Annotated in this window: 9 protein-coding genes and 2 pseudogenes; 2 read left to right on the forward strand and 9 right to left on the reverse strand. The window is 63.1% G+C overall.

What is annotated here, in order from left to right; translation table 11 throughout:
• Positions 1-8: 8 nt before the first annotated feature.
• From aroB to pilM, 6 genes and pseudogenes are all read right to left on the reverse strand, one after another.
• The gene (gene aroB / locus TU79_RS13825; RefSeq protein ID WP_057008502.1) at positions 9-1,109 is read right to left on the reverse strand and encodes a 3-dehydroquinate synthase; all 1,101 of its coding nucleotides are present in this window, start codon (positions 1,107-1,109) and stop codon (positions 9-11) included.
• A gap of 114 nt (positions 1,110-1,223) precedes the next feature.
• Complete coding sequence (gene aroK / locus TU79_RS13830; RefSeq protein WP_003237314.1) at positions 1,224-1,742, reverse strand: shikimate kinase AroK; 519 nt, start codon at positions 1,740-1,742, stop codon at positions 1,224-1,226.
• Between the two features lie 4 nt (positions 1,743-1,746).
• Positions 1,747-3,000 (reverse strand): annotated as a pseudogene (locus tag TU79_RS13835) (type IV pilus secretin PilQ); the annotation flags it as partial.
• A gap of 141 nt (positions 3,001-3,141) precedes the next feature.
• A complete protein-coding gene (locus TU79_RS13840) occupies positions 3,142-4,113 on the reverse strand; it encodes a pilus assembly protein PilP (RefSeq protein ID WP_057008504.1) in 972 nt (323 codons plus the stop codon).
• Positions 4,110-4,661, reverse strand: a complete 552-nt coding sequence (locus TU79_RS13845; RefSeq protein WP_057008505.1) for a PilN domain-containing protein — start codon at positions 4,659-4,661, stop codon at positions 4,110-4,112. The genes TU79_RS13840 and TU79_RS13845 overlap by 4 nt, the downstream gene beginning before the upstream one ends.
• On the reverse strand, positions 4,658-5,314 hold the full coding sequence (gene pilM, locus TU79_RS13850; protein ID WP_057008506.1) for a type IV pilus biogenesis protein PilM: 657 nt from the start codon (positions 5,312-5,314) through the stop codon (positions 4,658-4,660). Before pilM ends, TU79_RS13845 begins: the two co-directional genes overlap by 4 nt.
• Positions 5,315-5,534: 220 nt before the next feature.
• On the opposite strand from pilM, the gene TU79_RS13855 reads away from it, so the two are divergent.
• Positions 5,535-7,997 carry a penicillin-binding protein 1A gene (locus TU79_RS13855; RefSeq protein ID WP_414896185.1) on the forward strand — a complete coding sequence of 821 codons (2,463 nt, stop codon included), beginning with the start codon at positions 5,535-5,537 and terminating at the stop codon, positions 7,995-7,997.
• A 210-nt stretch (positions 7,998-8,207) separates the two neighbouring features.
• Here TU79_RS13855 and TU79_RS13860 read toward each other — a convergent pair whose 3' ends face one another.
• The 3 genes and pseudogenes from TU79_RS13860 to rpmE all read right to left on the reverse strand — a co-directional run bounded on the left by TU79_RS13860 (position 8,208) and on the right by rpmE (position 10,714).
• Positions 8,208-9,476 (reverse strand): malic enzyme-like NAD(P)-binding protein, encoded by a 1,269-nt coding sequence (locus TU79_RS13860; protein WP_057008508.1) that lies wholly within the window; start codon positions 9,474-9,476, stop codon positions 8,208-8,210.
• A gap of 178 nt (positions 9,477-9,654) precedes the next feature.
• Positions 9,655-10,463 (reverse strand): annotated as a pseudogene (locus TU79_RS13865) (thermonuclease family protein).
• 14 nt (positions 10,464-10,477) lie between these two features.
• Positions 10,478-10,714 (reverse strand): 50S ribosomal protein L31, encoded by a 237-nt coding sequence (rpmE, locus tag TU79_RS13870; protein ID WP_003237330.1) that lies wholly within the window; start codon positions 10,712-10,714, stop codon positions 10,478-10,480.
• 218 nt (positions 10,715-10,932) lie between these two features.
• Between rpmE and TU79_RS13875 the strand changes: the two genes are divergently transcribed.
• A complete protein-coding gene (locus TU79_RS13875) occupies positions 10,933-13,152 on the forward strand; it encodes a primosomal protein N' (RefSeq protein WP_057008509.1) in 2,220 nt (739 codons plus the stop codon).
• Positions 13,153-13,203 lie beyond the last annotated feature (51 nt).

Genomic DNA, 13,203 nt, shown 5'->3' on the forward strand with positions numbered 1-13,203 from the left:
CGATCTTATTAACCTTTAAGCTGGGCCAGGGCGCGGTAATCCGCTCCCAGCGTGGCCTGTAAAATCTCTTTCGGATAATCGTCGGTCACCACCGCTTCGCCCATGCGGCGCAGCAGCACCAGTCGAAGTCGACCGTCGATCACTTTCTTATCTACCGCCATATGTTCGAGGAAGTCCGCCTCGGTCATCTGCGCGGGTGGAATCACCGGCAAACCGGCACGCTGCAACAGACGGATACCGCGATCACGCTCCTGGGCGCTGATCCAGCCCAGGCGCTGGGACATCTCCAGTGCCATTACAGTGCCAGCCGCGACAGCCTCTCCATGCAACCACACACCATAGCCCATGTGCGTTTCGATCGCATGGCCGAATGTGTGGCCCAGATTGAGGGTGGCGCGCACGCCGGACTCTCGTTCATCGGCATTGACCACCAGCGCCTTGGCCGCGCAGGAGCGCGAAATGGCTTCGGTGAGCGCCACCTGATCGAGGGCGCGCAGAGCGTCTACATGCTCCTCCAGCCAGGTGAGGAACGGTTCGTCGCAGATCAGCCCGTACTTGATGACTTCCGCCAGCCCCGCCGACAGCTCGCGCGGCGGCAAGGTGTTGAGCGTCGTGGTGTCGATCAGTACGGCCTGGGGCTGGTAGAACGCGCCGACCATGTTCTTGCCCAGCGGGTGGTTGATGCCCGTCTTGCCGCCCACCGACGAATCGACCTGGGACAGCAGGGTGGTCGGCACCTGGATGAAATCCACGCCGCGCTGGTAGCAGGCGGCCGCGAAGCCGGCCATGTCGCCGATCACGCCGCCGCCCAAGGCGACCACGGTGGTACGACGGTCATGCCGCGCAGACAGCAGGCCATCAAAAATCAGTTGCAGGGTTTCCCAGTTCTTGTGGGCTTCGCCGTCGGGCAGCACCACGGAAATCACCGAGTATGCCGAAAGGCTGCGGCTCAGACGCTCAAGGTATAGCGGCGCGACCGTTTCATTGGAGATGATCGCCACCTGCCGCCCGGCAATGTACGGCGTGAGCAAGTCGGGCTGGTCCAGCAGACCTTCGCCAATATGGATCGGGTAGCTGCGCTCGCCTAAATCGACCTTAAGTGTCTGCATGTGTCCCCGCGTGAGAGATGGATTGACGACCGGCAACGTCCGCTGCCTGATGGCTCTACGCCACACCTCAAGGTGATGACGCGCCGCCGAGAATAGCGCATTTCGGGCCAGGCTTTAACGGGGTGGCAGCCGATGCAGGCGCTCAAGAATCTCGACCACCACCATCCGCGGCGGCCGTTCATCGGTTTGTACCACCAGATCGGCGATTTCCCGGTACAGCGGATCACGCAGAGTGAGCAGGTCCCGCAGGGTTTTCTCCGGGTTGGCCGTGCGCAACAACGGGCGATTGCGGTCGCGGGCGGTGCGGCCCACCTGCTGCTCGACCGACGCATGCAGATACACAACCCGACCACCGGCATGCAGTGCTCGACGATTCTCATCACGCATCACCGCGCCACCACCGGTTGCCAATACCACGCCGTCGCACTCGCACAGCTCGGCAATCATCGCCTGCTCGCGGTCGCGAAAGCCCAGCTCGCCTTCCTTGTCGAAGATCCATGGGATATTGGCGCCCGTGCGCAATTCAATTTCCTTGTCGGAATCTTTGAACGGCAGGCGCAGCTCTTTGGCCAGCAAACGGCCGATGGTGCTTTTTCCAGCGCCCATCGGCCCTACAAGAATCAAATTTCGCACAGAATCAACGACTCACAGCAATCGCCTGGTTATTCATGATACGCGGAGTCAGGAATACCAGCAGCTCGGATTTTTTCTCCGCCAGCACATCACGCCGGAAAAGGCGGCCAAGATACGGCACATCGCCCAAAAATGGCACTTTATCTACCACTTTGCTCTGGGTATTGGAGAAAACGCCGCCGATGACGATGGTCTCGCCATCCCGCACCAGCACCTTGGCGTTGACCTCGTTTTTCTTGATCGGCGGTACGTCATTGAGTTTGTTCAAATAGTCGGGCTCATCCTTGGTGACTTTCACCTCCATGATCACACGGTCGTCGGGGGTGATCTGCGGGGTGACCTCCAGCGACAGCGAAGCCTCCTTGAACGACACCGAGGTGGCACCGCTGGAGCTGGACTCCTGATAGGGAATCTCGGTGCCCTTGAGAATGCGCGCAGTCTCCTTGTCGGACGTGACCACCTTGGGCTGTGAGACGATTTCGCCATTGCCGGTTTTTTCCATGGCGCTCAGTTCCAGGTCCAGCAGGAAGTTATCGGTGATGAAGGCGATGCCCAGCCCGGACGCGCCGGCAAGCGAGCCAAGGTCGACGAAGGGTGAGGCGGGTGGGTTTTCCGGCGGCTTCGCGCCTTCGGCCAAGGATTTCGGGATACCCCCGGCGCCCCAGTTGCCGCGACTGAGCCGCCCGCCCCAACGCACGCCCAGGCTTTTGTCATAGTCGACATTGGCCTCGACAATCCGCGCCTCGATCATTACCTGGCGCACCGGAATGTCCAACTGCGCCACGATACGCCGCAGCTCTTCGAGCCGTTCACCGGTCTGGTAGGCAATGATGTTGTTGGTGCGGTCATCCACCGCCACCGAACCGCGCTCATCGGTGGTGCCCTCGAGGCCGTTCACCGACTGGAACAACTTGGCCAGATCGGCCGCCTTGGCGTAGTTGACCTGCAACAGCTCGCGGCGCAACGGTGCCAGGTCGGCCATCTGCCTTCGCGCTTCCAGGGTCAGCAGTTCGCGCGCGGCCAGCTCGTCGGCGGGCGCCACCAGCAACACGCCGGCTTTCACCCGTTTGTCGAGGCCCTTGCTTTGCAGCACCAGGTCCAGCGCCTGGTCCCAGGGCACATTCTTCAGGCGCAGGGTGACCGAGCCTTGCACCTCGTCACTGGCCACCAGATTGAGGCCGGCCACATCGGCGATCTGCTGCAACGCAGCGCGCAGGTCGATGTTCTGGAAATTGAGGTTCAGTGTGTCGCCGGTATAGCCGCCCGACGCTGCGCCACCGGGTGGCGGCATCTGGATCAGGTCTACACGATTGGGCACAGCAGCAGCCATCGGTGCCGTGAACGCTATCCATAGCGCCACACCGAAGGACGAGAAAGTCCTTTTCATTGTTCGATTCCGTTATGAGTTGACGTTCAACACAAGGGTTCGTGAGCGCTGCAACCAGGCGCCCTGTTCATCGGGAAACAGCTCGGCCAGCTCGATGTGGCCGTCATGGATGGCCGTGACGCGGCCATGGTTGGGCCCCAGGTAGTCGCCGACCGCCAGGCGGTGCACGCTGGAGGCCGCGCGCAGCAGGGCGAAACGTTGAATACCACGGGACAGCGTGCCGACCATTTCGAACTGGTCGACAGCCAGGCTTTCCAGCACGCCGCGCGGCCGTGAAAGGTCCGGCGCGGGCGCAGGTTTGCCGGGCGCATGCTCCACCTGCATAGCCGAGGGCTGGAACGGGTCACGCAGGGCAGCAGCGCTGTAGGCAAAGCGCGGCCCCCACGGCGTGACCGGCCCAGGCTCGCCATGGGGCGACAGACTGCGGTAGGTCTTGGCCAACAGCTCCACACGCAGCAAGGCCCCGTCAGACGCAAGCGCGAGATCATGCACGGTGACGATCCGCGCCAACCCGCCCAGGCCGCTCACAAAGGTTGCCAGGTCGTGGTAGGTGCCAAGCACGCCAACCTGCACCGGCGCTTCGATATAAAACGGCCGAGGCTGCTCGTCCAACACCTTTACGCCTTCGACCAGCAGGCCATCGCCGGCCGCCAGCCGGGCGATGTCTTCGAGCAGGCCGGGCATATCGGACTCAGCGGATAATTGCCGGAACAGCCCGCCAACCCGCGCCTGCATCGCCTGGGCCTCATCGCTGCGACGCTCAAGGTTTGCGGCAAGATCGGTCTTTTGCGCGAGCGCCTGTTGTAGGGCCACTTCCTGCGTCTGGAGCACCCGCAGCCGCTCGCGGGACGGCGCCAGGACCACACTGTTGCCCACCGCCAGCACCAGCCCGGCCAGCGCGCAGCCAAGCAAAACCTTACCGGGCAAGGGCCATTTGGCAGCGTGGTGAGTGAGTGCAGAAAGATCGAGCCTGGGCAGGCTCATGGCTGGGCCTCGGTGGATTCCCCCTGGCGCACCATCAGTTGAAATTCATTGCGGCCATCCGCGCCTTCCGCCCGCACATGCTGCAGCCGGGTAGCGTGGGCACCCTGGGAGGCCTCCAGGCTGCGCATCAACTGGGCGATATCCTGGCTGGACTCGGCGCTGCCGCTGATGCTCACGCTGTCGCCCCGGGCAACCACCTCGTGCAGATGCACGCCGTCGGGCACGGCGCGGGCCAGTTGGTCCAGCAACTGCGTACCGGCGGAACGGGCTTCGTGCAGGTCCTGCACGACCTTCATGCGCTCGGCCAGTTGCTGGCTCTGCTCCTGCAGGTCGTCGATGGTCTTGATCCGTGCATCCTGGGCGGCCACGTCCTTGCTCACATGGCTGTTGCGCGTTACCTGGCGGTCGATGGCCTGGTCGATGACCTGATCCGCCAGCCACACCGCCGCCAGCGCCACACAGGCGAACGCCAGCAAAAATACCAGAAAGTATTTGCGCCGCCGCTGCGCCAGCGCCTGGCGCCAGGGCAAAAGATTGATTCGTGTCATCCAGCGAAACTCCTCAGGGCCAATCCGCAAGCCACTCCCATCCCGTGGGCATCCGCGGCCCATTGTGCGCCATCGACACGACGGCCCGGCGTGAAGCTGGCGAAATCCTGACTGCATGCGCGCTCCAATGCAAACCCTTCGACATCCACCACCCTCGGCACCAGCCCTGCCAGGGCCAAAACAGCCTCGCGGGTTTCAACCTGTTCCTTCAGGCACGCCGCCAGCAATACCTGCACCCGCTCGGGGTTGTCGGCACAAGGGCCGCGCACTTGAAAGTCGATGGCGACGTCGTCCAGCGGGTAAGGAATGTACTGGTCGGCTTCCAGTTGGATCTGCCGGGCCATTTCCTGCTCGCTGAGCCGCGCCTGCAGGTCGATCACCCGCGTGATCACCGAGGAGCCCGCTACCGCCACCGCAGCCTGCCGGGCCGAGGTGCGCAGGCGCGACAGGGCCTGATGCAGGGCCTGGCCGATCAGTTCAAGGTCGAGCAAGGTGCCATCGACCACCGCCCGGCTCGGCAGCGACTGCGTGGCATAGCCTTCGACGGTATAGCCGCTGGCCGAACGGCTCAGTTCAATCAGTTTGATCCCGCTGTCATTGATGTCGACGCCCAGCACAGTATCGACTTTTCGCCTGAAAAATCCCTTTCCCATAAAACTCCCTAAACCTTTGCCTGTCTTACCGCCTGATTGGCGCCGGGCACCGTGCATTCGGTCGACTTGTTGAACCGGTACGAATGACGCCCCAAGTCGAAAAATGCTTTAATGCCCAGCGTTTTTTTCCGCTTTTATCTGCTGCCCGGGTCGATCCATCGTTTGTCATGCATGCCCCGGCGCCTAACTCATTCTTTTCTCTGGAAATCCAAAAGCCTTGATTCGTCTGCTGAAGTTTTTCGGGTACTCCATTGTCGCCATCGTTTGCGGGCTCCTGCTCGTCCTCAGCGGGGCCTATCTCTACCTTAGTCCGGGTTTGCCCTCCGTAGAGGCACTCAGAAGTATCCAGTTGCAGATTCCTTTGCGGGTCTACAGCAGCGATGAAAAACTGATCGCGGAGTTCGGCGAAATGCGCCGCACACCGATCCGTTTCGCCGACATTCCACCCAATTTCATTAGCGCGCTGTTGTCGGCTGAAGACGATAACTTCGCCAATCACTACGGTGTGGACCCCAGCAGCCTGGTGCGCGCCGCCACGCAGTTGGTAAAAAGCGGACACATTCAATCCGGTGGCAGCACCATCACCATGCAGGTGGCAAAAAACTTCTTCCTCACCAGCGAGCGCAGTTTTTCGCGCAAGGCCACCGAGATCCTGCTGGCCTTGCAGATCGAGCGTCAGCTGACCAAGGACGAGATCCTCGAGCTGTACGTCAACAAGATCTACCTGGGCAACCGCGCCTACGGCATCGAAGCCGCGTCGCAGGTGTACTACGGCAAGTCGATTCGTGACACCAGCCTGGCGCAGATGGCAATGATCGCCGGCCTGCCCAAGGCCCCTTCGCGCTTCAACCCCCTGGCCAACCCGGCGCGCAGCAAAGAGCGCCGCGACTGGATCCTGGGGCGCATGTACAAACTGGGCAAGATCGACCAGGCCGCCTATGAAAGCGCGGTGGCCGAGCCGCTGAACGCCAGCTACCACGTGCCGACGCCGGAAGTGAACGCGCCGTATATCGCCGAAATGGCCCGCGCCGAAATGGTCGGCCGTTATGGCAGCGAGGCGTACACCGAAGGCTTCCGCGTGACCACCACCGTGCCGAGCGACCTGCAGGACATCGCCAATGACGCGGTGCATTCCGGGCTTGTCGCCTACGACCAGCGTCACGGCTACCGGGGCCCCGAATCGCGCCTGCCGGGCAAGACCCTCAGCGCCTGGACGGCCGAGCTTGGCAAACAACGCACCATCAGCGGCCTCGAGCCGGCCATCGTCACCCAGGTGAAGAAAGACGGCGTGCAGGTGCTGACCCGCACCGGTGAAGCACACGTGGCCTGGGACAGCATGAAGTGGGCGCGACCGTTCCTGAACACCAACAGCATGGGCGCGCTGCCCAGGCAGCCGTCGGACGTGGCACAGGTGGGTGACTTGATCCGCGTGCAACGTCAGAAGGACGACAGCCTCAAATTCAGCCAGGTACCGGTCGCCCAAGGCGCCCTGGTGTCCCTGGACCCGCAGAATGGTGCGATTCGCGCGCTGGTCGGCGGCTTTGCCTTCGAGCAGAGCAACTACAACCGCGCCACCCAGGCCAAGCGCCAACCGGGCTCGAGCTTCAAGCCGTTCATCTACAGCGCTGCGCTGGACAACGGCTACACCGCCGCCAGCCTGGTCAACGATGCACCGATCGTGTTTGTCGACGAGTACCTGGACAAGGTCTGGCGTCCGAAGAACGACACCAACACCTTCCTTGGCCCGATCCGCATCCGCGAGGCGCTGTACAAGTCGCGCAACCTGGTGTCGATCCGCCTGCTGCAGGCGATGGGCGTGGGCAAGACCATCGACTACATCACGCGCTTCGGCTTTGCCAAGTCGGACCTGCCGCCCAACCTGTCCCTGGCCCTGGGCACCGCGACCCTCACGCCGATGGAAATCGCCACCGGCTGGAGCACCTTTGCCAACGGCGGCTACAAGATCGCGCCCTACCTGATCGACAAGATCGAGAGCCGCAACGGCGACACACTGTTCACCGCCAACCCGCCACGCGTGCCGGGTGATGTGGTCAACGGCGTGGCTGCTACCGACGGCCTGGCCGCGCCGAGCAACGGCGGTATCACCATCGAGCCGACGCCGGGCGCAGCACCGGCCACGAATGCCGGCAACCCGGCCGAACCCCAGGCACCTGCGGTGGCCGAGCGCATTGTGGATGGTCGCACCACCTATATCCTCAACAGCATCCTCGAAGACGTGATCAAGAAAGGCACCGGCCGTCGCGCCCTGGCCCTGGGCCGCGCGGATATCGCCGGCAAGACCGGTACCACCAACGAATCCAAGGACGCCTGGTTCTCCGGCTACAACGGCGACTACGTGACCACCGTGTGGACCGGCTACGACCAGCCGGAAAGCCTGGGCCGCCGTGAGTTCGGCGGCACTGTCGCGCTGCCGATCTGGATGAGCTACATGGGCGCCGCGCTGAAGGACAAGCCCTTGCACACCCAGCCGGAACCGGAAGGCATCCTCAGCCTGCGGATCGACCCGGTGAGTGGTCGCGCCGCATCCCCGAGCACGCCGAATGCGTACTTTGAACTGTTCAAGAGCGAAGACACGCCGCCATCGGTCAACGAACTGGGTAACGGCGTCGCACCGGGCAGTCCGCTACCGGCAGACGAGGCCGCGCCGATCGATTTGTTCTAACCCGATCTAGAGCCTGATACAGATCCAATGTGGGAGGGGGCTTGCTCCAGATGGCAGTGTCACAGTCACTTGATGTATTGACTGGTGCACCGCTATCGGGAGCAAGCCCCCTCCCACATTGGATCTCCACAGGCCTCAAGTTGATCGCCAAATCATAAAAAAGCCCCGACTCATCCGAGCCGGGGCTTTTTGTTGGTGCGCTACAACGGCTTAGCCGTTGAACACATCATCCACGCTTTGCAGCGGGTAGTGCTTCGGATACGGCAGGGTGGCCACACCGGTCTCGATGGCGGCCTTGGCCACGGCGTCGGAGATCAGGGTGATCAGACGCTTGTCCATCGGTTTCGGGATGATGTACTCACGACCGAACGCCAGCGGTGCACCACCGTAGGCGTCGCAGACATCCTGTGGCACCGGCAGTTTGGCCAGTTCACGCAGGGCATTGGCGGCGGCGACTTTCATTTCTTCGTTGATGCGCTTGGCGCGAACGTCCAGGGCGCCACGGAAGATGAACGGGAAGCCCAGCACGTTGTTGACCTGGTTCGGGTAGTCCGAACGACCGGTGGCCATGATCACGTCGCTGCGGGTGGCGTGGGCCAGCTCAGGCGAGATCTCGGGGTCCGGGTTGGAGCAGGCGAACACGATCGGGTTCGGCGCCATGGACTTGAGGCCTTCGGCGCTCAGCAGGTTCGGGCCGGACAGGCCAACGAACACGTCGGCACCGTTGAGGGCGTCAGCCAGGGTGCGCTTGGAGGACGGATGAGCAAACATCGCCTTGTACTGGTTCAGGTCGGTACGCTCGGACTGGATCACGCCCTTGCTGTCGACCATGTAGATGTTTTCGAGCCTGGCGCCCATGCTGATGATCAGCTTCATGCAGGAAATGGCGGCGGCGCCGGCGCCCAGGCAGACGATTTTTGCCTCGGCCAGGGTTTTGCCGGCGATTTCCAGCGCGTTGATCATGCCGGCTGCGGTAACAATCGCAGTGCCGTGCTGGTCATCGTGGAATACCGGAATGTCGCACTGTTCGATCAACGCCTTTTCAATCTCGAAGCACTCGGGTGCCTTGATGTCTTCCAGGTTGATGCCACCGAAGGTGATGGAAATGCGCTTGACCGTGTCGATGAACGCCTGCGGGCTCTCGGAGTCGACTTCGATGTCGAACACGTCGATGCCGGCAAAGCGCTTGAACAGCACGCCCTTGCCTTCCATGACGGGCTTGGACGCCAATGGGCCGAGGTTGCCCAGGCCGAGAATCGCGGTGCCATCGGAAATCACTGCAACCAGGTTGCCTTTGCCGGTGTACTTGTACGCCAGTTCAGGGTCACGGGCGATTTCACGTACGGGCTCGGCAACACCAGGGCTGTAGGCCAGCGAGAGGTCGCGAGCAGTGGCAGTGGCTTTGGTGAGCTCTACACTCAGCTTTCCTGGACGAGGATGGGCATGATATTCGAGAGCGGCAGTTTTCAAATCAGACATATCGGCATTCCGCTTTTACTGTTGGTCGACGGACCGCCGAGGATACGCGCGAAGCAATTTCCCTACAAGACTGGGCAGTCACGGGCCGCAAGTCCCCGCAAAGACGCAGTTTGATCGCAAGCCACGGGATACGAGGGCGCAACTGTTCACAATCACAGCATTTAAATGTCTACAATTTTTATTGGCGAGACGACTTGAGCATGGCCGGATCGCTCAACGGCAGCAACCAGCGCGCCTGGCCGCTCTCAAGACGACCACGTCGAGCACGATCCTGCACCCAGCCACGCGTCTCGACAGTCTGGCCTTGCAGACCGGCGAGCGTGGCTGCGTCGAACTTCCCGACCACATTCGGCGCAATGCGCAATGCCAGCGAACCGGGGAGTTGAATCCAGATGCCACCGCGATTACGTTCGACCTTTTTCACCCGGCCGCTGATCAGGGCAAATCCTGCGCGCCTGACCTGCGCCACGCTGCGCACGGGCGAGGTGCGCCACAGCCCCAGGCGGTGCTGGCGCGCATTGTTTTCTGCCGCCTGCTGGCAAGCGATGAGGTCGACATTGGGTGCAATGCCCACCTGAAACCCCAGGCCTTCGGCGAGCAACTGCGCTTCCAGATTGTTGCCATCGGCGCCATAGAGGTGGGCCAGGGTACGGCCGTAATGATCCTTGCGCTCGCGCCCCGGCACGAGCCCGACGCGCCCGTTACTGGCCCGCACCAAGGCCTGCAATCGCTGACGGGCAGCAACGGCGTAAGGCTCGTCGGGACGGCCTTTTTGGCGGTTTCCGGCGCATTGAGGCCGATCATGCGCACGCTGCGGCCATCCGTGAGGCGCACCGTGTCGCCATCCACCACGCGCTTGACCTGCACATGGGCCAGGGAGGTCGGCGCCGGGCAGAACACATCGGCCTGGGCGGCGGACAGCCAAATTCCGGGCACAAAAAAGGCGCCCACAAGGGACGCCTTTTTCAACAGCTGGCAAAAGCCCATAAGGCTTTTGAACCTTACTCTGCCGGAGTGGCAGCAGCAGGCTTCTTGCCGAAAGCACCAAAGCGATCTGCGAAGCGCTGTACACGGCCGCCGGTGTCCAGAGTTTTCTGCTTACCGGTGTAGAACGGGTGGCACTCGTTGCATACGTCAGTACCCAGTGGCTTGCACAGGTTCGAACGGGTTTCGAACTTGTTGCCGCAGCTGCAGGTGACTTCGATGGTTTCGTACGCTGGATGGATATCGGCTTTCATGGCACTTCCTCGGGCTAGCGTGCCGCCACTCGACACTATTGTCGAATACCGCACGTAATTAGGCCGCGAATTCTAACAGACCTTTCAAATCGCGCAAGCGGCGCTCACAGCCCAATCCCTTCCTTTCATCAGAAAACTGTCGGCTACCCCAAGCCTCCCCCTGTCTGCTAGGCTCGCGCCCCTGCACCACCGCCTGCCTTATAGATGAGACCTCTCGCGTGCCCGACGCCATTTTGCGCCTAGCCCTGCCCTCGCCCCTGCGCCGCCTGTTCGATTACCGGGCGCCGGCCGGTGTGCTGCGGGCGCAGTTGCAGCCGGGGATGCGCGTGCGCGTGCCGTTCGGTCGCCGGGAAATGATCGGCATCCTGGTGGAAATTGCCGACCACAGCGAAGTCCCGGCAGAAAAGCTCAAACCCGCACTGGCGATCATCGACGCCACGGCGCCACTGCCACCGGCGCTGTTCAAGCTGTGCCTGTGGACCGCCCAGTACTACCAGCACAGCCTGGGCGACACCTTGAGCTGGGCGCTGCCGGTGCTGCTGCGCCAGGGCGAACTGGCCGAAGCGCGCCAGGAACGCTTCTGGTCCACGGTGCCCGGCGCGCGCCTCGACGACCCGCGCATCGCCCGCGCGCCGCGCCAGCGTGAGGCCCTCGCCACCCTGGCGCAGCACCCCCACGGCGTGGCGCATCAACTGTTAAGCAAGCTGATGCTGAGCAAGGACAGCCTCGACCTGCTGCTGGCCAAAGGGCTGGTGCAGGTCGAAATCCGCAAGCATGCGCCCGACCCGCGCCATGAACACTGGTTGGCCCAGCCGGAGCTGCCGCTGAACCCAGAGCAACGCGCCGCCTATGAAGCAATCCGCGCAGGCTTCGACAGCTTCCACGCGTTCCTGCTGGCCGGCGTCACCGGCAGCGGCAAGACCGAAGTCTATCTGCAGTTGATCCGCGAGACCCTGCAGGCCGGCAAACAGGCGCTGGTGCTGATCCCCGAAATCAACCTGGGCCCGCAGACCCTGGCGCGCTTCGAGCAGCGCTTCAATGCGCGCATCGCTCTGGTGCACTCGGCGGTCAACGACCGTGAGCGCCTGGAGTCGTGGCTGGCGGCGCGGGACGGCGAGGCCGACATTATTATCGGCACCCGTTCGGCGCTGTTTACGCCGATGAAAAATCCCGGGCTGATCATCATCGACGAGGAGCACGACGGCTCCTATAAACAGCAGGAAGGCCTGCGTTATCACGCCCGCGACCTCGCGCTGGTGCGCGCGCGCCAGGAGGACATCCCGATTGTGCTGGGTTCGGCCACGCCGTCCCTGGAGAGCCTGCACAACGCCTACACCGGCCGCTATGGCCTGCTGCGCCTGAACGAGCGTGCCGGTGGCGCCAAACAGCCACGTTTCCTGCGCCTGGACGTAAAAAGCCGTCCGCTGGACAGCGGCATTTCCGGGCCGATGCAACAGGCCATCGGCCAGACCCTCGCCGCCGGCCAGCAGGTGCTGGTGTTTCTCAATCGACGCGGCTTTGCACCGACGCTGTTGTGCCACGACTGTGGCTGGATGTCCGAGTGTGAACGGTGCGATGCGCGCATGACCGTGCACCAGCGCCACGGCGAGCTGCGCTGCCATCATTGCGGCCATGTGGAGCGGGTGCCACGTCACTGCCCGCAGTGTGGCAAGGTCGACCTGCGCCCCGTCGGCGCGGGCACCGAGCGCGCCGAAGAGCGCCTGGGCATCCTGTTTCCGGATTACCCGGTGCTGCGGGTCGACCGTGACAGCACCTCGCGCAAGGACGCCATGAATCAGCTGTTTGCCACCATCCAGAAAGGCCAGCCGTGCATTCTGGTGGGCACACAGATGCTCGCCAAGGGGCATCACTTCCCACGGGTCACCCTGGTGTCGATTCTCGATGCGGACGGTGGCTTGTTCTCCGGGGATTTTCGCGCCAGCGAGCGCATGGCGCAGTTGATCGTGCAGGTCGCCGGCCGCGCAGGCCGCGCCGAAGAACCGGGCCGGGTGATTATCCAGACACACCTGGCCGATCATCCGCTGCTGATCCAGTTGACCGAACAAGGCTACTTCGCCTTCGCCGAACAGGCCCTGAGCGAACGCCGCTCCGCCGGCCTGCCGCCGTTTGCCCACCTCGCCCTGCTGCGTGCCGAAGCCCATAAACCGGGGCAGGCCGAAAGTTTCCTCGATGAGGCCTGCAGCGCCGCTGAACGTTTGCTGGCAGAGCTGGGTCTGAGCGGCATCGAACTGCTCGGCCCGGTGCCCGCCCCCATGGAGCGCCGCGCCGGACGTTATCGCGCCCAGTTGCTGTTGCAGGCGACCTCCCGCGCACCGTTGCACCGGCTGTTGAGCAGCTGGTTGCTGGCCCTGGAGCACATGCCCGGCGGCCGGCAGGTGCGCTGGTCGCTGGATGTGGATCCGGTGGATTTGTATTGATAGCGAGATCGCCATCGGGCTTGAACGGTTGGCAAGCCCGCCCGCGCCACG

This window comes from Pseudomonas trivialis, assembly GCF_001439805.1.
Lineage (GTDB): Bacteria > Pseudomonadota > Gammaproteobacteria > Pseudomonadales > Pseudomonadaceae > Aquipseudomonas > Aquipseudomonas trivialis.

Coding starts and splice junctions, on each gene's coding strand:
- aroB (WP_057008502.1), bottom strand. CDS start 1,109: ATGCAGACACTTAAGGTCGATTTAGGCGAGCGCAGCTACCCGATCCAT.
- TU79_RS13840 (WP_057008504.1), bottom strand. CDS start 4,113: ATGAGCCTGCCCAGGCTCGATCTTTCTGCACTCACTCACCACGCTGCC.
- TU79_RS13845 (WP_057008505.1), bottom strand. CDS start 4,661: ATGACACGAATCAATCTTTTGCCCTGGCGCCAGGCGCTGGCGCAGCGG.
- pilM (WP_057008506.1), bottom strand. CDS start 5,314: ATGGGAAAGGGATTTTTCAGGCGAAAAGTCGATACTGTGCTGGGCGTC.
- TU79_RS13860 (WP_057008508.1), bottom strand. CDS start 9,476: ATGTCTGATTTGAAAACTGCCGCTCTCGAATATCATGCCCATCCTCGT.
- rpmE (WP_003237330.1), bottom strand. CDS start 10,714: ATGAAAGCCGATATCCATCCAGCGTACGAAACCATCGAAGTCACCTGC.